This is a genomic window from Pseudaquabacterium pictum, assembly GCF_005403045.1.
In the GTDB taxonomy this organism is placed as follows: domain Bacteria; phylum Pseudomonadota; class Gammaproteobacteria; order Burkholderiales; family Burkholderiaceae_C; genus Pseudaquabacterium; species Pseudaquabacterium pictum.
Genome location: NZ_BJCL01000021.1, coordinates 62,908 through 81,195, shown reverse-complemented (window position 1 = coordinate 81,195; position 18,288 = coordinate 62,908). Strand labels below are relative to the sequence as shown.

Here is an 18,288-nt window from a genome sequence, read left to right as displayed (position 1 = left end):
CCGCGCCGGCAGGCCGGTCGGCCGGGCGCCGGGGGGGCGGGGGCGGGCAGGCGGCATCGGCATGCCGGCATTGTGCGGCCCCGGCCGGGGCGGCCCATCGTCTGGCCGGTGTCTGGCTGGTCAGCGGCCCCGGCCCGCGCGCACCCGGCCGGTGACGGCGCCGTCCAGCGCCGACAGCGGCAGCACCTGGTCGACGGCGCCGAGCTTGATCGCCTCGCGCGGCATGCCGAAGACCACGCAGCTGGCCTCGTCCTGCGCGAAGGTGGTGGCGCCGGCGGTCTTCATCTCCAGCAGGCCGCGCGCGCCGTCGTCGCCCATGCCGGTCATGATGATGCCCACCGCATTGCGGCCGGCGTGCGCGGCCACCGACGAGAACAGCACATTGACGCTGGGCCGGTGGCGCGAGACCGGCGGGCCGTCGCGCACCACCGCGTGGTACTGCGCGCCCTGGCGCCGCACCTGCAGGTGGCGGCCGCCCGGCGCCACCAGGGCCAGGCCGGGCAGGATGCGGTCGCCGTCGGCGGCCTGGCGCACGCGGATCTGGCACACGCTGTCCAGCCGGTTGGCGAAGGTCTCGGTGAAATGCTCGGGCATGTGCTGCACGATCACCAGGCCCGGCGCGTTGACCGGCAGGCGCTGCAGCAGTTCCTCCAGCGCCACCGTGCCGCCGGTGGAGGTGCCGATGGCGACGATGCGCTCGGTGGTCTGCACCATCGCGCCGCCCGCTGCGGGCGCCGCCGGCGCGGCCAGGTCGGCCGGCAGCTGTGCTGCCGGGGGCGGCGCGGCCGCCGTGGCCCGCCGCGCCAGCGCCTGCACGTTGGCGCCGGCGGCCTGGGCCACCACCTGCAGCAGGTGGCGGCCCTGCTCGACCAGGTGGTCGCGCAGGCCGGTGCCGGGCTTCTCGACGATCTCGTAGGCGCCGGCCTGCAGCGCCTGCAGCGTGGTCGGCGCGCCGCGGGTCGTCAGCGTCGAGCAGATCACCACCGGTGTCGGCCGGCTGGCCATGATCTGGCGCAGGAAGCTGATGCCGTCCATGCGCGGCATCTCCACGTCCAGCACCACCACGTCGGGCCATTCGGTGGCCATGGCGCGCTGGGCGAACAGCGGGTCGCTGCAGGCGGCCAGCAGGCGGAAGCCGGGCGCCTCGCTGAACAGCTTGCCCAGCACCTGACGCACCACGGCCGAATCGTCGACCACCAGCACCCGCACTGGCGTGGCGGCACCGCTCATGGCTGCACCACCGGCAAGTGGCCGCCATGGGCCACGGTGAGCTGGCCGTCGGCCAGGTTCAGGCTCAGCCGGCGCAGCACCCGGCCGCCCACGTCCTGCTGCACCAGCGGCAGGCCGTGGCGGGCGGCCCACTGCTGGGCCCAGGCGATGTTGGCGGCGCCGTCGGCCGTGCCGGCCCGAGCGCCCGCCGGCGCGCCCACCTGCGCGCCGCCGGCCAGCATGGCCTGCAGGTCCTGCCAGCCGCAGCCGGCGTCGGCCAGGCGGCGCTCCAGCCACAGGCCGGCATCACCGCCGTAGCGGCCGTCCAGCCGGGTGGTCTGCAGCACGCCGCCCGGCCGCTCCGGCTGCAGGCAGTGGCACACCGCGCCCAGGCGCAGCCGCGGCGCCCACAGCACCAGCGCCACGCCGGAGCCCAGCAAGGTGGACACCCGCAGCCCGCCGCTGCCGAAGGCCCAGTCGCCCGGCCGCAGGAAGATGCCGTCGGCGCCCAGGTGGCCGGGCTCGGCGACGCCGGTGGTCTCCAGCGCCTGGCGGCAGGGGGCGGTCTGGGCACTCATGCCGGCCTCCGGTAGACGGTGGGCACCACGGCCTGCGCCACATCGGTCACGCCGTTGAGCGTCTCGGAGTGGCCGATGAACAGCAGCCCGCCCGGGCGCAGCTGCTGCACCACCGCCTCGACGATGCGCTTCTTGGCGGCGGTGTCGAAGTAGATCAGCACATTGCGCAGGAACACCGCATCGAACGGCTCCAGCGCCGGCAGCGGCTGCATCAGGTTGATCTGCTGGAAGCTGACCCGCTGGCGCAGCGCGGGATCCACCCGGTACAGGCCGTCGCACTCGTCGAAGCCCTCCAGCAGGTAGCGCTGCGACAGTGCCGGCGGCACCTCGGCGGCGCGCTGGGCATTGAAGATGCCCGCCTGCGCATCGGCCAGCACCCGGGCCGACAGGTCGGAGGCATGCACCTTCCAGGGCCGCTCGCCCAGGGTCTCGGCCAGGGTCATGGCCAGGCTGTAGGGCTCCTCGCCGGTGGAGCAGGCGGCGCTCCACAGCCGCACCGGGCCGCGCAGGCCGGCCTGCAGCATGCGGGCCAGTTCCTCGCGCAGCAGGGTGAAGTGGCGCGGCTCGCGGAAGAAGTGGGTCTCGTTGGTGGTCAGCAGGTCGATGGCCAGCTGGCGCTCGGCCTGCTGCCCGGGGGCCTCGACCAGGTCGAGGTAGCTGCGGTAGTCGCTGAAGCCGTGGTGGCGCAGCCGCCGCGACAGGCGGCCGCAGACCAGCACCTTCTTGCTGTCGGCCAGGCGGATGCCCGACGCCGCGTGGAAGAAGCGCCGCAGGCGGTCGAACTCCACATCGCTGATCTGCTCGCCGGTCATGGCTGCGTGCCCCCGCTCAGCGCGCCATGCTGCTGCGCTGGCGACGGAACTTGCCGTCGTCCGCCATCGCTGCGGCCGGGGCATGGCGGTGGCTGCGCTGCGGCTCGCGCAGCGGCGGCGCGCTGCTGCGGCCGGCCTCGGCCGAACCGGTCTGGAAGAAGCCCATCAGCACGCGCAGCTTCTCGGCCTGGGCGGTCATCTCCTCGGCGGTGGCGGCCAGTTCCTCGCTGCCGGCGGCGTTCTGCTGGGTCAGCTGGGTGAGCTGGCTCATCGCGGTGTTGATCTGGCTGACGCCGGTGGACTGCTCGTCGCTGGCGGCGGTGATCTCCTGCACCAGGTCGCTGGTCTTCTTGATCGCCGGCACGATCTCGGCCAGCAGGCCGCCGGCGCGCTCGGCGGTCTTCACGCTGCCGGTGGCCAGGGCGCCGATCTCCTGCGCCGCCACCTGGCTGCGCTCGGCCAGCTTGCGCACCTCGGCGGCCACCACCGCGAAGCCCTTGCCGTGCTCACCGGCCCGGGCCGCCTCGATGGCGGCGTTCAGCGCCAGCAGGTTGGTCTGGTAGGCGATGTCGTCGATGATGCCGATCTTCTGCGCGATGCTCTTCATCGCACCCACCGTCTCGCCCACGGCGTCGCCGCCGTCGCGGGCCTCGCCGGCGGCCTTGCGGGCCATGCCGTCGGTCACCTTGGCGTTGTCGGCGTTCTGGCTGATCGAGGCGGTCATCTGCTCGACGGCGGCCGAGGTCTCCTCCACGCTGGCGGCCTGCTCGGTGGCGCCCTGCGACAGGCTCTGCGAGGTGCCCGAGATCTGCGTGGCTGCCGAGGCCAGCGCGTCGGCATTGCCGCGCACGTCGTTGATGATCTGGCGCAGCCGGGCCAGGGTGTCGTTGAGGGCGGTGCGCAGTTCCTCGAACAGGCCGGGCTGCGGCCGGTCCAGCGTGCGGGTGAGGTCGCCCTCGGCCATCGCGCCCAGGCTGTCCTTCATGTCGGTGAGCGCGCTGTCGACGGTGCCCACCAGCTCGTTGGTGCGGCCGGCCACCTCGCGGAAGAAGCCGGTCTTGTTGTCGACGTTGAAGCGCTCGCTGAAGTCGCCGGCGCAGGCCGCGCCCACCACGCGCTGCAGCTCGCTCTCGAACTCGCGTGCGGCGATGGTGCGCTCGGTGATGTCGGTGGCGTACTTCACCACCTTGAACGGCCGGCCGTTCATGTCGAAGATCGGGTTGTAGCTGGCCTGGATCCAGATCTCGCGGCCACCCTTGCCGGCGCGGCGGAACTGGCCGGTCTCGTACTCGCCGGCGCCCAGGCGCTCCCAGAAGCGGCGGTACTCGGGGCTGTCGGCCTCGCCGTTGGCCATGAACATGCTGTGGTGCCGGCCCTTGACCTCGTCGGCCGTGTAGCCCACGGTCTTGCAGAAATTCTCGTTGGCCGACAGCACGTTGCCCTTCAGGTCGAACTCGATGACCGCCTGCGACTTGCCGATGGCGGCGTTCTGGCCTTCCAGGTCGGCGCTGCGCAGCTTGGTCGCGGTGATGTCGGTGGCGAACTTCACCACCTTGAACGGTCGGCCCTGGGCATCGAGGATGGGGTTGTAGGTGGCCTGGATCCAGACCTCGCGCCCGCCCTTGCCGATGCGCTTGTACTGGCCGGCGTCGAATTGGCCGGCGGCCAGCCGCTCCCAGAAGGCGCGGTAGTCGGCGCTGTCGCGGTAGACCGGGTCGCAGAACAGGCTGTGGTGGCGGCCGCGGATCTCGTCGAGCGTGTAGCCCAGGGTGCGGCAGAAGTTCTCGTTGGCCTCCAGCACCTGGCCCTTCAGGTCGAAGGAGATCACCGCCTGCGACTTGCCGATGGCCCCCACCTGGCCCTGCAGGTCGGCCGCCTGCTGGCGCAGCGCGGTGGTGTCGATGGCCACCAGCTGCACCCGTGCCGGCTTGCCGGCGGCGGCCGGCAGCGGCGTGCAGCCGCCCTGCAGCCAGCACTCGCGGCCGTCGCGGCCGGTGGCCAGGTAGGTGCCGCTGTCGGCCTTGCCGGCGGCCAGGCGGTCCCACCAGGTGCGCTGCTCGGCGGCATCGCGGTCGGCCGGCGCCAGCAGCTGCGTGGCCAGTCGGCCGCCCAGGTCGGCGGCGCTCCAGCCCAGCAGCTGGCACAGGCGCTCGTTCGCGCTGAGCAGGCTGCCGCGGCTGTCGAACTCGGCCACCAGGAAGCCCTGCAGCGCCAGCTGCTGGTGGGCCAGCGCATCGCGCTGCTGCAGCGCCAGCGTCTGCCAGTGCTGGAGCATCTGCGCGGCCGTGCGTGCGCTGCCGGAGAAGGCCTCGGGCGCCAGGTCGGCGCCCGGTCCGCCGGCGTGCAGGCGCTCGATGGCCTGGGCCGACCAGTCGGCCAGGCGGGAGGTCTGGCGGCCGAAGAGGATGTCGATGGTGCTCATGGGATCTCCCGGAAAGGGCGGTTGGAACGGAAAGCCGCGCTCAGGCGGCGATGGGGAGGGCAGTGCCGCGGGCGGCGCGGTCGACCGCGCCCTGCACCAGCTGGTGCAGGTCGAGGATCAGCGCGATGTCGCCGCTGCCCAGGATGCTGGTGCCGCTGACGGCACGCAGGTGGCGGAAGATGCGGTTCATCGGCTTGATCACGGTCTGGATCTCGCCGTGCAGGCTGTCGACCAGCACGCCGGTCTTGGTCTCGCCCGAGCGCACCACCACCACGCTGGGGCGCTTGCCGCGCTGGCCGTCCATCTGGAAGGCCTGGCGCAGGCAGACATAGGGCAGCACCTCGCCGCGCAGGTTGAGGTAGTTCGGCGCGTCGGGCTGCAGCGCGTCGGCCGGCAGCTCGATGCACTCGACCACCAGGTCCAGCGGCAGGATGAAGCGGGCCTGGTCCACGCCGACCATGAAGCCGTCGATGATGGCCAGCGTCAGCGGCAGGCGCAGCTGCACCAGCGTGCCCTGGCCGGGCCGGGCCTGCAGGCTGATGGCACCGCGCAGGGCCTCGATCGCCTGCTTGACGACATCCATGCCCACGCCGCGGCCCGACAGGCTGGTCACCTGCTCGGCGGTGGAGAAGCCGGGCTCGAAGATCAGCTGGTGGACCTCGCTGTCGCTCATGCCGTCGGCGCTGGCGATCAGCCCGCGGGCCACCGCCTTGGCGGCGATGCGGGCGCGGTCCAGGCCGCGGCCGTCGTCGCTGACCTCGATGACCACGTTGCCCGAGTCATGGAAGGCGCGCAGCCGCAACGTGCCCTGGGCCGGCTTGCCCTGGGCCAGGCGCTCGGCCGGTGTCTCCAGCCCGTGGTCCATGGCGTTGCGCACCAGGTGCATCAGCGGATCGCCGATGCGCTCGACCAGGGCCTTGTCCAGCTCGGTGTCGCCGCCGACGATGTCCAGCGCGATCGACTTGCCCAGGTCCAGCGCGACGTCCCGCACCACGCGCTGGAAGCGGCTGAAGGTCTCGCCGATGGGCACCATGCGCAGCTGCAGCGTGCCCGACTGGATGGTGTCGATCAGCTCGGCCAGGTGGCTGAGGCTCTCCTGCAGCTTGGGGTCGGTGTGGCGGCGGGCCAGCACGTCGGCGGTGGCGCCGGCGATCACCAGCTCGCCGACCTGCAGGATCAGCTGGTCCAGCCGGTCGGCCGGCACCCGCACGAAGCGCTGCGGCGCGGCGGCGCGGTGGCCACCGGCGGCCTCGGCCGGGCGGGCATCGGCGGGTGCATCGGCCGGTTGCTCGGCGGCCGCTGCGGCGGCCGGGGTGGCCTGGCCGGCCCATTCGGCGGCGCTGACCAGGCCGGCATCGCGCCAGGGCTGCAGCGCGTCGTCGCCCAGCCGGTCGCGCAGCGGCTGCAGCGCGGCGTGCACGGCCGCCGGCGCGCTGTCGCTGCCGCACACCGCCAGCAGTGTGCCGTCGCCGAAGAATTCCAGCGCCGACAGGGCCTGCGCCGGGCTTCCGTCGGTCGCCCGCAGGGCCAGCGCGGTGCAGCAGCCCTCGGCATCCAGCGCCGCCAGCGCGGGCACCAGGTCGGTCAGCAGACAGCTCTCGGCGATCTGCACCTGCTCGCCCAGGTAGTGCAGGGCGATGCCGGGGTCGATGCCGTCGCGCAGGCTGTCGGCGCCGAACACCGCCCACAGCCGGAAGCCGTGGCCGGCCTCGGGCGTGGCGGCCGGCGCCGGTGCGGGGGCCGCCACCGCGTGGCCGGCCGTCTGGGGCACGGCCAGGCCCTGCAGCAGCGCGGCTTCCTGCGCGCCCAGGCCCAGGCCCTGGGTGTCGCCGGCCTCGGCCAGGTCGAGCAGGCGGCCGATGTGGTCGCAGCAGCGCAGCAGCAGGGTCAGGCGGTTGTCGTCGAGCAGCGGCTCGCCGTCGCGCACCCGGTCCAGCAGCGTCTCCAGGTGGTGGGTGAAGCGGCCCAGGCTGGGAATGCCCACGATGCCGGCCGAGCCCTTGATGGTGTGGGCGGCGCGGAACAGCGCGTTGATCAGCTCCGGGTCGTTGCGGTCGTGGCCCTGCTCCAGCTGCAGGAAGCCCTGCTCCAGGGCTTGCAGCAGCTCCCGCCCCTCCACCAGGAAGGCGGCAAAGGCTTCGCTGAGGTCGATGTCCATCATGCGGTGGCTCCGGTGGTGGCGTCGAACGGCAGGCCGCAGCAGCGGCCGCTGCCTGCGGCGCCCAGCACCGCGGCCAGCGACAGCAGCGCCGGATGGCAGGCCTGCAGCTGCGCCGCCGTGCCCTGCTGCTGCAGGCTGCGCGCCAGCGCCAGCAGCAGCTGCACCGTGGCGGTGTCGGCCGGCGCCAGACCGGCCAGGTCGATCTGCAGCGGCTGGCCGGCCAGCGGCGGGCACAGGCCCAGCAGCGTGGCCTGCGCCTCGGCGGCCTGCAGCACCGTCAGCTCGCCGTCGACCACCAGGCGCGCGGCCTGGTCGTCCCGGGCCGGATGCAGCGTGATCATGCGGCCACCCGTGCGGCAGTGCCGTCCAGCCGGGCCAGGCTGGACACCTCGTCGATCGACAGCACCTGCTCCAGCCGCAGCACGATGACGAAGCGGTTGCGGATGCGGGCCATCGCGCTGATGAAGTCGCTGCGGATGGTGGCGCCGAAGCTGGGCGCCGGCTCCAGCGCGGCCGGGTCCAGCTCCAGCACCTCGCTGACGCCGTCGACCACCAGGCCCAGCTCGCCCACCTCGCTGCCCTGGGCCACTTCCACCACCACCACGCAGGTGCGGCGATCGGGGGTGGCGCAGTCGAAGCCGAGGCGGGCAGCCAGGTCGATCACCGGCAGCACCGCACCGCGCAGGTTGATGATGCCGCGGATGAACGGCGGCATCAGCGGCACGGCGGTGATGTGGCCGAATTCGATGATCTCCTTGATCGCCGCGATGCCCAGCGCATAGGTGGCGCCGGCCGCCGAGAAGGTGAGGAACTGCGCACCGCCGCCAGCGCGGGCGCTGGCCAGTGCCGCGGTGGTGGCGGCTGCGGTGGTGGTGGTGCCGGAATTCGCGGCGGTGGTCGCGGCCTGCCGCACCGGGTGGGGAACCTGCATGTCCATCGGGCCTCCTGGTCTGGCACCGATTCTGTGGACGCCCCCCTGCGCCGGCCACCCCAGCGTCACCCGGGTGGCGACCCGGGTCGTCACCCGGGGTCCGCCAGTCGGGTCAGCGTGCCGCGAGGGCGCGGCTGTGCTGCAGCAGGGCAGCCAGCGGCAGGCCGGCCGCCGGCTGCCCGTCGGCCAGGCCGGTCTCCACGGTGCGCGCCAGCTGGCGCAGCGCGGCATCGCCCACGAAGGCCAGCGAGCCGCGCAGCGCATGCACCGCGCGCCGCAGCGCGGCGGCGTCGGCTGCGCCGGTGATGGCGGCTTCCAGCGCCGGCCACTGCTGGCTGAACAGTGCGGCCAGGTCGGGCTGCGGCGCGGTGGTCCGGGGTGGTGGGTCGGCAGGTGGCGCCGGTGCGGAGTCGGCACCGGCCCGCGGCAGCGCGGCCAGCAGCTGCAGCAGGCGGTCGGCATCGACCGGCTTGTCCAGACAGGCCAGCACCCCCAGGCCCTGGGCGGCCAGGCGGTCGGCCGCGTCGATGTGCGCGCTCAGCACCACCAGCGGCAGCCGGGCGCCGCCGGGCCGGGCCCGCAGGCTGCGGGCCAGGTCGAGGCCGCGCTGGTCGGGCAGGTCCAGGTCGAGCAGGGCCACGTCCACATGCTGGCGGCTGAACTGCGCCAGCGCCTGCCGGCCGTCATCCGCCACCACGGTGCGCGCGCCCAGCGGCTCCAGCAGCGCCACCACCATGCGCTGGGCCAGCGGGTTGTCCTCCACCAGCAGCACATGCAGGCCGTCCAGCAACGGCAGGGCCGGCCCGGCAGGTGCGGCGGAGGGCTCGAAGGCGGCCGCCGGCAGCAGCGGCAGGGGGTGCACACCGCTGCCTTCGGCCACTGGCTCGGCGCTGACCAGCAGCAGCCGCCGGCCCGCCTGCCGGCCCTGGGCGATGCGGTCGGTGGCATCGGCCGCGGCGGTGTCCACCACCCAGCAGGCGGCCTGGCCGGCGGCGGCCGCCGGCAGCAGCGCCCGGCCGTGGGCCCGCCACTGTGTGGCCAGGGTGGCCAGCAGCCGCCGGTCGGCGCTGAAGGCGGCGGTGTCGGCCGGCGCCGGCGGCGGCTCGGGCTGGCTGTCGAGCAGCAGGTCCAGGTCGAACCAGCAGGTGGTGCCGCCGCCGGGTACCGAGGCCATCTGCAGCCGGGTGCCGTGCAGCTGCAGCAGCCGCCGCACCACCGCCAGGCCCAGGCCGCTGCCATCGGCGCGCGGGCGGTGCGGGTCGGTCGCGCGCTCGAAGGCCTCGCCGATGCGCGGCAGCGCGTCCGGCGCGATGCCCAGGCCGGTGTCGGACACCGCGGCGCGCAGCGTCACCCGGTCGCCGTGGTGGGCGCGCAGCCGGAAGGCCAGCACCACCGTGCCGCGCGGCGTGAACTTCAGCGCATTGGCCAGCAGGTTCAGCAGCACCTGGGCGATGCGGCCGGCATCGCCACGCAGCCGCGCCGGGCAGGCCGGATCGACGGTGGTGTAGATGCGCACTGGCTTGTCCTGCCGCAGCCCGGCGGCCAGGCTGCCCAGGCGCAGCGCCAGGGCCAGCGGCTCGAACAGCTGGTCGGGGTCGATCTCCAGGCGGCCGGCCTCCAGGCTGGCCAGGTCCAGCAGGTCGTTGACCACGCGCAGCATCATGCCGGCCGACTGGGCGATCGGCAGCAGGTGGCGCTGTGCCGGCGTGCCGGCTGCCGCCTGCTGCGCCAGCCGGGTGAAGCCCAGCACCGCATGCAGCGGCGTGCGCAGCTCATGGCTGACGCTGGCGAAGAAGGCCTCGCGGACGCGGTAGGAGGCCTCGGCAGGCTCCTGGCCGGTGGCCGGCAGCACCAGGCCCAGCCAGTGCCCGGTGCGCCGGCTGCCGCGCAGCTGCACCCGGCCGGCAGGGCTGTCGATGGCCAGCGAGAACTGCGCCGCCGGCCCGGCCAGCGCCGCCTGCAGTGCCTGGGCATCGGCGGGCAGCAGGCGCTGCAGCCAGGGTGCCAGTGCAAAGCGCGCCGCGCTGGTGCCCAGCAGCCGGCGCGCGGCGGCGTCCAGGTGCAGACGGCCGCCTTCCAGGCGCCAGCGGCCCGCGCCAGCCGCGGCCAGTGCGGCGGCGGCGCCCGGCAGTGGCGGCGGACGGCGGTTGCGGTGCGATGTCACGCCCCGGAGTGTGCGGGCGCTGCAGACCGCGCCGGCGCTGCCGACAACCGGAAGATGCGGGAGATTCCACGACCATGACCGACACATCCCCTGCCATGCGCGTGCTGGTGGCCGATGACCAGGTGCTGGTGCGCGCCGGCGTGGCCGCGCTGCTGGCACAGATGCCCGGCTTCCGCTGCGTGGGCAGCGCCGAGAACGGCGCCCAGTGCCTGGCGGCCTGCGCCGCGTTGGCACCCGACATCCTGCTGCTGGACCTGCAGATGCCCGACGCCGACGGCCTGGCCGTGGCCCGGGCGCTGCGGCCGCAGCACCCGGCACTGCGGGTGGTCATCCTGACCAGCCATGCCAGCGCCGCCCATGCCCGCCAGGCCCTGGCCGAGGGCGTGGCCGGCTTCGTGTCGAAGGACTTCGTGCTCGACGAGCTGGCCCAGGCCCTGCGCTGCGTGGCGGCCGGCCGGCCGTACATCAGCCCCGACGTGGCCATGGCGGCTGTGCAGGCACCCGCCGTGCCGGCCGACCCGCTGACCAGCCGCCAGCGCGAGGTGCTGCGCGGCCTGGCGCGCGGCCTGGGCAACAAGCAGATCGCCCGCGATCTGGGGTTGAGCGTGAAGACGGTGGAGTTCCACCGCAGCGCGCTGATCCAGCGGCTGGACCTGCACGATGTGGCCAGCCTCACCCGCTACGCGGTGAGCCAGGGCCTGGTCTGAGGGCGCGCCTCGCCACAATCGGCGGCCCGCCACCCGACCGCCCCGCCGCCTTGAACCCCTTGCCCCTGCAAGCCGCCATCGTCGACCTCGACGGCACCCTGATCGACACCGTCGGCGACTTCGACGCCGCGCTGAACACCACGCTGTCCGAGCTGCGGCTGCCGCCGGTGGACCGCGCCTTCATCACCCGCACCGTGGGCAAGGGCAGCGAGCACCTGATCCGCAGCACCCTGGCCCAGGTCGGCGCCGATGCTGCGCTGTACGAGCGTGCCTGGGCCGCCTACCAGCGCCACTACCTGGCCATCAACGGCCAGCACGCCACCGTCTACCCGGGCGTGCGGGACGGCCTGCAGCGCCTGCAGGCCGCCGGCCTGCCGCTGGTCTGCCTGACCAACAAGCCCGGCGCCTTCGCCCGGCCGCTGCTGGCGGCCACCGGGCTGGACGGTTTCTTCCGCCAGGTGTTCGGCGGCGATGCCTTCGCCCGCAAGAAGCCGGACCCGCTGCCGCTGCTGGAAGCCTGCCGCGCGCTGGGCACGCCGCCTGCGGCCACGCTGATGCTGGGCGACAGCAGCAACGATGCCCAGGCCGCCCGCGCTGCCGGCTGCCCGGTGGTGCTGGTGAACTACGGCTACAACCACGGGCGGCCGGTGGAAGAGGCCGCGCCTGATGCGGTGATCGACAGCCTTGCCGCCCTGCGCTGGCCCGGCCTGCCCGGTGGACCCGCTGCTACACTCGAATGATGTTCATCGCGCGCATTCAGACCAAAGGGTCGTCCGACCGGGGAGCCTGGCCCTGGCGACGCTGCACCGCCTCGGTCTGACCGGCCGCCGGGTGCCGCACCACGTGGGCTGAGGGCCCGCTGCCGGCCCCGCGCAGGCCTCGCCACCGGGTGGCGCGCTTCACCGCAGCGTCCTGCTGCCGCACCACCCGCACCGCTGCCATCAGCACCGCCCGGCCCGCGCCTGAAACGCCGCTTGCGGCCGCCGCGCACCGGGCTCTCCAGGAGTTGTGCACCGTGATCACCGAACTTGAGTTCAAGAGCCTGGCCGCCCAGGGCTTCAACCGCATTCCCCTGCTCAGCGAGGCCTTTGCCGACCTGGAAACCCCGCTCAGCCTGTACCTGAAGCTGGCCGGCGGCGCGCCGAACAGCTTCCTGCTGGAATCGGTGGTCGGTGGCGAGCGCTTCGGCCGCTATTCCTTCATCGGCCTGCCGGCCCGCACCCTGCTGCGCGCCAGCGCGCTGGACGGCGGCGGCACGCTGACCGAGGTGGTGACCGATGGCGTCGTGGTCGAGCAGCATGCCGGCAACCCGCTGGACTTCATCGCCGACTACCAGGCCCGCTTCAAGGTGGCGCTGCGGCCGGGCCTGCCGCGCTTCTGCGGCGGCCTGGCCGGCTACTTCGGCTACGACGCGGTGCGCTTCATGGAGCCCAAGCTGGCCGCCACCCGCAAGACCGGCGGCCTGGACACGCCCGACATCCTGCTGCTGCAGACCGAGGAACTGGCGGTGATCGACAACCTGTCGGGCCGGCTGTACCTGATCGTCTACGCCGACCCCAAGGTGCCCGAGGCCTACTTCACCGCCAAGCGCCGGCTGGCCGAGCTGGGTGACAAGCTGCGCTATTCGGTCACGGCGCCGCCGGTCAAGCGCGGGCCGTCGCACCCGGTGGAGCGCGAGTTCCGCAAGGACGACTACATCGCCGCCGTGCTGCAGAGCAAGGAGCTGATCGCCGCCGGCGACATGATGCAGGTGCAGATCGGCCAGCGCCTGAAGAAACGCTACACCGAGAGCCCGCTCAGCCTGTACCGGGCGCTGCGCAGCCTGAACCCCAGCCCGTACATGTACTTCTACGACTTCGGCGACTTCCAGGTGGTCGGCGCCTCGCCCGAGATCCTGGTGCGGCACGAGAGCACGCCCGAGGGCGACAAGATCACCATCCGCCCGCTGGCCGGCACCCGGCCGCGTGGCACCAGCCCCGAGCATGACAAGGCCACCGAGGCCGACCTGCTGGCCGACCCCAAGGAGCGTGCCGAGCACCTGATGCTGATCGACCTGGCGCGCAACGACATCGGCCGCATCGCCAAGACCGGCACGGTCAAGGTGACCGAGGCCTTCGTGGTGGAGCGCTACAGCCATGTGATGCACATCGTCAGCAACGTCGAAGGCATCCTGCAGGACGGCATGCGCAACATGGACGTGCTGCGCGCCACCTTCCCGGCCGGCACGCTGACCGGCGCGCCCAAGATCCGGGCGATGGAAATCATCGACGAGCTGGAGCCGGTGAAGCGCGGCATCTACGGCGGCGCCTGCGGCTACCTCAGCTTTGCCGGCGACATGGACGTGGCCATCGCCATCCGCACCGGCATCGTGCAGAACAACACCCTGTATGTGCAGGCGGCAGCCGGCGTGGTGGCCGACAGCGTGCCCGAGATGGAGTGGAAGGAGACCGAGCACAAGGCGCGGGCGCTGATCCGTGCGGCCGAGCTGGTCGAGGAGGGCTTCTGACATGCTGCTCATGATCGACAACTACGACAGCTTCACCTTCAACCTGGTCCAGTACTTCGGTGAGCTGGGGCAAGAGGTCAAGGTGATCCGCAACGACGCCATCACCCCGGCCGAGATCGCGGCGCTGCAGCCCAGCCACCTGGTGCTGTCGCCAGGGCCGTGTTCTCCCGCCGAGGCCGGTGTGTGTGTGCCGGCGGTGCGTGAGCTCATCGGCAAGCTGCCCATCCTGGGCGTCTGCCTGGGCCACCAGAGCATCGGCGCGGCGCTGGGCGGCCACATCATCCGCGCCCAGCAGCAGATGCACGGCAAGGCCAGCACGCTGACCACCGACCAGCAGGGCGTGTACCTGGGCCTGCCCAAGGCCTTCAGCGTGATCCGCTACCACTCGCTGGTGATCGAGCGCGCCACCTGCCCGAAGGCGCTGGTCGTCACCAGCACCAGCGAGGACGGCGAGATCATGGGCGTGCGCCACCGCGACCTGGCCGGCACCGACACGCCGCTGGAAGGTGTGCAGTTCCATCCGGAATCGATCCTGTCGGAACACGGCCATGCGATGCTGCGCAACTTCCTGAACCTCGGCCGTTGAGCCCGGAGGCTGACGCCATGACCGTGATCGACCTGCGCAGCGACACCGTCACCCGCCCCACGCCGGCCATGCGCGCCGCCATGGCGGCGGCCGAGGTGGGCGACGATGTCTTCGGTGACGACCCGGCGGTCAACGCGTTGCAGGACCGCATTGCCGCGCTGCTGGGCAAGGAAGCCGCGCTGTTCATGCCCAGCGGCACGCAGAGCAACCTGTGCGCGCTGATGGCCCACTGTGGCCGCGGCGATGAATACCTCGTCGGCCAGCACGCCCACACCTACAAGTACGAAGGCGGCGGCGCGGCGGTGCTGGGCAGCATCCAGCCCCAGCCCATCGCCCACCAGGCCGACGGCACGCTGGCGCTGGCCGACATTGCCGCAGCGATCAAGCCCGACGACCTGCACTTCGCCCGCACCCGGCTGCTGGCGCTGGAGAACACCATCGGCGGCCGGGTGATGCCGATGGACTGGCAGCAGCAGGCCACGGCACTGGCGCGCCAGCACGGCCTGGCCACCCATCTGGACGGCGCCCGGCTGTTCAACGCCGCAGTGGCGTGCGCGCCGCAGCACGGCGGCGATGCGGTCGCCGCCGCGCGGGCCATCGCCGGGCTGTATGACAGCGTGTCGGTCTGCTTCAGCAAGGGCCTGGGCGCGCCGGTGGGCTCGGCCCTGGTTGGGTCGGCTGACCTGATTCACCGCGCCCGCCGCCACCGCAAGATGCTGGGCGGCGGCCTGCGCCAGGCCGGCGTGCTGGCCGCCGCGGCCGACCATGCGCTGACCCACCATGTGGATCGCCTGGCCGACGACCATGCCAACGCGCGCCGCCTGGCCGAGGGCCTGGCCGGCCTGCCCGGCGTGGCGGTGGTGGCGCCGGACACCAACATCGTCTTCCTCGATCTGGCCCCGCCCATCGACGGCGCGGCCGCGGTGCGCCGCGCCGCAGCCCAGGGCGTGCTGCTGACCGGTGCCCAGCGGCTGCGCCTGGTCACCCACCTCGATGTGACCACCGCCCAGATCGACCAGGCCGTGCAGGTGCTGCGCGGCGCCCTGCAGTGATCGTCGAACACCAAGGTTGACCCCATGCCCATCACCGACACCGAAGCCCTGACCCGCGCCATCGAGCACCGCGAGATCTTCCACGACGAGATGCTGGCGCTGATGCGCCGCATCATGGGCGGCGAGATGTCGCCGGTGATGATGGCGGCGCTGCTCACCGGCCTGCGCGTCAAGAAGGAGACCATCGGCGAGATCACCGCCGCCGCGCAGGTGATGCGCGAGTTCTCCACCAAGGTCGACGTGGCCGACCGCACGCACCTGGTCGACATCGTCGGCACCGGTGGCGATGGCTCGCACACCTTCAACATCAGCACTTGCAGCATGTTCGTGGCGGCGGCGGCCGGCGCGCGGGTCAGCAAGCACGGCAACCGCAGCGTCAGCAGCAAGAGCGGCAGCGCCGATGTGCTGGAAGCCCTGGGCGTGCCGATGACGCTGACGCCGGCGGCCATCGCCCGCTGCATCGCCGACACCGGCATCGGCTTCATGTTCGCGCCCAACCACCACCCGGCGATGAAGAACGTGGGCCCGGTGCGGCGTGAGCTGGGCGTGCGCACGATCTTCAACATCCTGGGCCCGCTGACCAACCCGGCCGATGCGCCCAACATCCTGATGGGTGTGTTCCACCCCGATCTGGTGGGCATCCAGGTGCGCGCGCTGCAGCGCCTGGGCGCCGAACATGCGGTGGTGGTCTACGGCCGCGACGGCATGGACGAGGTCTCGCTGGGCGCGGCCACGATGGTGGGCGAGTACAAGGACGGCGGCATCCGCGAGTACGAGATCCACCCCGAGGATTTCGGCCTGACCATGGCCAGCGGCCGCTCGCTGAAGGTGGAGACGGTGGCGCAAAGCAAGGCGCTGCTGATGGCCGTGTTGAACAACGAGCCCGGCCCGGCGCGCGACATCGTCATCCTGAACGCCGGCGTGGCGCTGTACGCCGCCAACGTGGCCGCCAGCATGGTCGACGGCGTGGCCCTGGCGCGCCAGGCGCTGGAATCCGGCCAGGCGCTGGCCCGGTTGCACCACTTCGTCGACCGCAGCAAGGCGCTGGCTGCGTCATGAGCAACATCCTCGACCAGATCGTCGCCGTCAAATGGCAGGAAGTGGCGGCCGCCCGCGCACGTGTGGGCGAGGCGGCGCTGCGGGAGCAGGCCGCTGCGCAGGCTGCGCCGCGTGGCTTTGCGGCGGCACTGCGCGCCAAGGTGGCGGCCGGCCAGCCGGCGGTGATCGCCGAGATCAAGAAGGCCAGCCCCAGCAAGGGCGTGATCCGCGAACACTTCGTGCCTGCCGACATCGCCGCCACGTACGCCCGCCACGGCGCGGCCTGCCTCAGCGTGCTGACCGATGAGTCCTTCTTCCAGGGCCATGCCGACTACCTGCGCCAGGCCCGCGCCGCCTGCCCGCTGCCGGCGCTGCGCAAGGATTTCATGGTCGACCCCTACCAGGTGCTGGAAGCCCGGGCCATGGGTGCCGACTGCATCCTGCTGATCGCTGCCTGCCTGTCGGATGCGCAGATGGCCGAGCTGGAGGCCTGCGCGCTCCAGCTCGGCATGGACGTGCTGGTGGAGGTGCACGACGGCGACGAGCTCGACCGGGCGCTGCGTCTGAAGACGCCGCTGCTGGGCATCAACAACCGCAACCTGAAGACCTTCGAGGTCACGCTGGACACCACGCTCGGCCTGTTGCCCCGCGTGCCGGCCGATCGCCTGCTGGTCACCGAGTCGGGCATTGGCGGCAGTGCCGACGTGCAGCGCATGCGCGCCGCCAACGTGCAGGCCTTCCTGGTCGGCGAGACCTTCATGCGCGCCGACGACCCCGGCGCCGCGCTGGCCGCGGTGTTCGGCTGAGCCGCGGTGGCCGCCACGTCGACCGGCGGCAGCGCCGCGCTGTTCCCGCCCGAGCCGGCGGTCAACCAACTGCTGCAACCGCTGGCGGAGGTGCTGGCCCAGGTGCCCGCCGACTGGGCGCCGGTGGTCCGGACCTGGCAGGCGTCCCCCGACGGCCAGCGCTTGCAGGCCTTCATGGCCGAACGGCAGGCCGCCGGCGCCTGCATCTATCCCGCCGCGCCGCTGCGCGCCTTGGCGCTGACACCACGCGCCGCGGTGCGGGTGGTGCTGCTGGGCCAGGATCCGTACCACGGCGCCGGCCAGGCCGAAGGGCTGTGTTTCTCGGTGCCGGCCGGTGTCAAGCCGCCACCCAGCCTGCGCAACATCCTGGGCGAGATTTCCCGCAGCCTGGGCGTGCCGCATCCGCCGAATGGCCACCTGGCCGGCTGGGCGCGCCAGGGCGTGCTGCTGCTCAACACCGTGCTGACGGTGGAGGATGGCCAGCCCGCCGCCCATGCCGGCCAGGGCTGGGAGGCCCTGACCGATGCGCTGATCCAGGCCACCGCCAGCGATCCTGGCGACAAGGTCTACCTGCTGTGGGGCGCCTTCGCCCAGGCCAAGGCCGGGTTGATCCAAGCGGCCGGCAGTGGCCGGCATCTGGTGCTGCAGGCCAACCATCCGTCGCCGCTGTCGGCGCGCCGGCCGCCGGTGCCGTTCATCGGCTGCGGGCATTTCACCCAGGTGCGGGACTTCCTGTTGGCCCGAGGGGGGCGCGCCATCGACTGGTCGGCCTGACATGGCGCCACCATCGCAGCGCGCCATTTGTGCTTTCGCCGCGAGTTCTGCTATAGTCCCGAGTTCGCCGCGGAGGGGTGCCCGAGTGGCTAAAGGGGGCAGACTGTAAATCTGTTGGCTTACGCCTACGCTGGTTCGAATCCAGCCTCCTCCACCAAGGCGAATTTTTGATGGTCTGTTGCTGGCGTGAACGCTGGCTGGCAGCAGGCGACAAGACCGGCGACGGGTCGGGTGCCAGCGATGGCAACCGATGGCGTCACGTCGCGGGAGTAGTTCAATGGTAGAACCTTAGCCTTCCAAGCTAATGACGCGGGTTCGATTCCCGCTTCCCGCTCCAGCGTTCGGGTGGTGGTGTAGAAGAAGTTGGTGCTGTGTCGGCACCGGCCTGGGTTGCCAGTCAGTCCAGGCCTGTGTCGATGCCCTTGTGGCTCAGTGGTAGAGCACCCCCTTGGTAAGGGGGAGGTCGCGGGTCCGATTCCCGCCAAGGGCACCAAATCTTTCCTGACGTTTTCAGTCATTCCTGTTTGATCGCGAGGAGCGCG

The 18,288-nt window shown here is 72.6% G+C and carries 16 protein-coding genes and 3 tRNA genes; 11 read left to right on the top strand and 8 right to left on the bottom strand.

Features of this window, described 5'->3' with window-relative positions; translation table 11 throughout:
• Nucleotides 1-120: 120 nt before the first annotated feature.
• The 8 genes from FFT10_RS25065 to FFT10_RS25030 all read right to left on the bottom strand — a co-directional run bounded on the left by FFT10_RS25065 (nt 121) and on the right by FFT10_RS25030 (nt 10,277).
• Nucleotides 121-1,230 carry a protein-glutamate methylesterase/protein-glutamine glutaminase gene (locus FFT10_RS25065; RefSeq protein ID WP_137735617.1) on the bottom strand — a complete coding sequence of 370 codons (1,110 nt, stop codon included), beginning with the start codon at nt 1,228-1,230 and terminating at the stop codon, nt 121-123.
• Nucleotides 1,227-1,787 (bottom strand): chemotaxis protein CheD, encoded by a 561-nt coding sequence (locus tag FFT10_RS25060; protein WP_137735616.1) that lies wholly within the window; start codon nt 1,785-1,787, stop codon nt 1,227-1,229. The genes FFT10_RS25065 and FFT10_RS25060 overlap by 4 nt, the downstream gene beginning before the upstream one ends.
• Nucleotides 1,784-2,599 carry a CheR family methyltransferase gene (locus FFT10_RS25055; protein WP_137735615.1) on the bottom strand — a complete coding sequence of 272 codons (816 nt, stop codon included), beginning with the start codon at nt 2,597-2,599 and terminating at the stop codon, nt 1,784-1,786. The genes FFT10_RS25060 and FFT10_RS25055 overlap by 4 nt, the downstream gene beginning before the upstream one ends.
• Before the next feature lie 16 nt (nt 2,600-2,615).
• Complete coding sequence (locus FFT10_RS25050; RefSeq protein WP_137735614.1) at nt 2,616-5,021, bottom strand: methyl-accepting chemotaxis protein; 2,406 nt, start codon at nt 5,019-5,021, stop codon at nt 2,616-2,618.
• A gap of 40 nt (nt 5,022-5,061) precedes the next feature.
• A complete protein-coding gene (locus tag FFT10_RS25045; protein ID WP_228027303.1) occupies nt 5,062-7,182 on the bottom strand; it encodes a chemotaxis protein CheA in 2,121 nt (706 codons plus the stop codon).
• A complete protein-coding gene (locus tag FFT10_RS25040) occupies nt 7,179-7,523 on the bottom strand; it encodes an STAS domain-containing protein (protein ID WP_137735613.1) in 345 nt (114 codons plus the stop codon). The genes FFT10_RS25045 and FFT10_RS25040 overlap by 4 nt, the downstream gene beginning before the upstream one ends.
• Nucleotides 7,520-8,113 (bottom strand): chemotaxis protein CheW, encoded by a 594-nt coding sequence (locus tag FFT10_RS25035; RefSeq protein ID WP_137735612.1) that lies wholly within the window; start codon nt 8,111-8,113, stop codon nt 7,520-7,522. Before FFT10_RS25035 ends, FFT10_RS25040 begins: the two co-directional genes overlap by 4 nt.
• A 112-nt stretch (nt 8,114-8,225) precedes the next feature.
• On the bottom strand, nt 8,226-10,277 hold the full coding sequence (locus FFT10_RS25030; protein ID WP_162520916.1) for an ATP-binding protein: 2,052 nt from the start codon (nt 10,275-10,277) through the stop codon (nt 8,226-8,228).
• A 74-nt stretch (nt 10,278-10,351) separates the two neighbouring features.
• Between FFT10_RS25030 and FFT10_RS25025 the strand changes: the two genes are divergently transcribed.
• The 11 genes from FFT10_RS25025 (at nt 10,352) to FFT10_RS24975 (ending at nt 18,239) form a co-directional block, all read left to right on the top strand.
• The gene (locus FFT10_RS25025) at nt 10,352-10,984 is read left to right on the top strand and encodes a response regulator (protein WP_162520915.1); all 633 of its coding nucleotides are present in this window, start codon (nt 10,352-10,354) and stop codon (nt 10,982-10,984) included.
• Between the two features lie 50 nt (nt 10,985-11,034).
• Nucleotides 11,035-11,724: a phosphoglycolate phosphatase gene (gene gph, locus FFT10_RS25020; RefSeq protein ID WP_137735609.1), complete on the top strand. Its 690-nt coding sequence runs from the start codon at nt 11,035-11,037 to the stop codon at nt 11,722-11,724.
• A 275-nt stretch (nt 11,725-11,999) separates the two neighbouring features.
• The gene (gene trpE, locus FFT10_RS25015; RefSeq protein ID WP_137735608.1) at nt 12,000-13,490 is read left to right on the top strand and encodes an anthranilate synthase component I; all 1,491 of its coding nucleotides are present in this window, start codon (nt 12,000-12,002) and stop codon (nt 13,488-13,490) included.
• A 1-nt stretch (nt 13,491) separates the two neighbouring features.
• Complete coding sequence (locus FFT10_RS25010; protein ID WP_137735607.1) at nt 13,492-14,076, top strand: aminodeoxychorismate/anthranilate synthase component II; 585 nt, start codon at nt 13,492-13,494, stop codon at nt 14,074-14,076.
• Between the two features lie 17 nt (nt 14,077-14,093).
• Complete coding sequence (gene ltaE, locus FFT10_RS25005) at nt 14,094-15,128, top strand: low-specificity L-threonine aldolase (protein ID WP_137735606.1); 1,035 nt, start codon at nt 14,094-14,096, stop codon at nt 15,126-15,128.
• A gap of 24 nt (nt 15,129-15,152) precedes the next feature.
• Entirely contained in the window at nt 15,153-16,187 is a 1,035-nt protein-coding gene (gene trpD / locus FFT10_RS25000) for an anthranilate phosphoribosyltransferase (protein WP_137735605.1), read from the top strand.
• A complete protein-coding gene (gene trpC / locus FFT10_RS24995; protein ID WP_137735604.1) occupies nt 16,184-16,972 on the top strand; it encodes an indole-3-glycerol phosphate synthase TrpC in 789 nt (262 codons plus the stop codon). Before trpD ends, trpC begins: the two co-directional genes overlap by 4 nt.
• Before the next feature lie 69 nt (nt 16,973-17,041).
• On the top strand, nt 17,042-17,746 hold the full coding sequence (locus tag FFT10_RS24990) for a uracil-DNA glycosylase (protein ID WP_137735621.1): 705 nt from the start codon (nt 17,042-17,044) through the stop codon (nt 17,744-17,746).
• Between the two features lie 71 nt (nt 17,747-17,817).
• A tRNA-Tyr gene (locus FFT10_RS24985) sits at nt 17,818-17,903 on the top strand.
• Nucleotides 17,904-18,009: 106 nt separating this feature from the next.
• Nucleotides 18,010-18,083 (top strand) — tRNA-Gly (locus FFT10_RS24980).
• Between the two features lie 81 nt (nt 18,084-18,164).
• Nucleotides 18,165-18,239, top strand: a tRNA-Thr gene (locus FFT10_RS24975).
• The last annotated feature ends 49 nt before the right edge of the window (nt 18,240-18,288 follow it).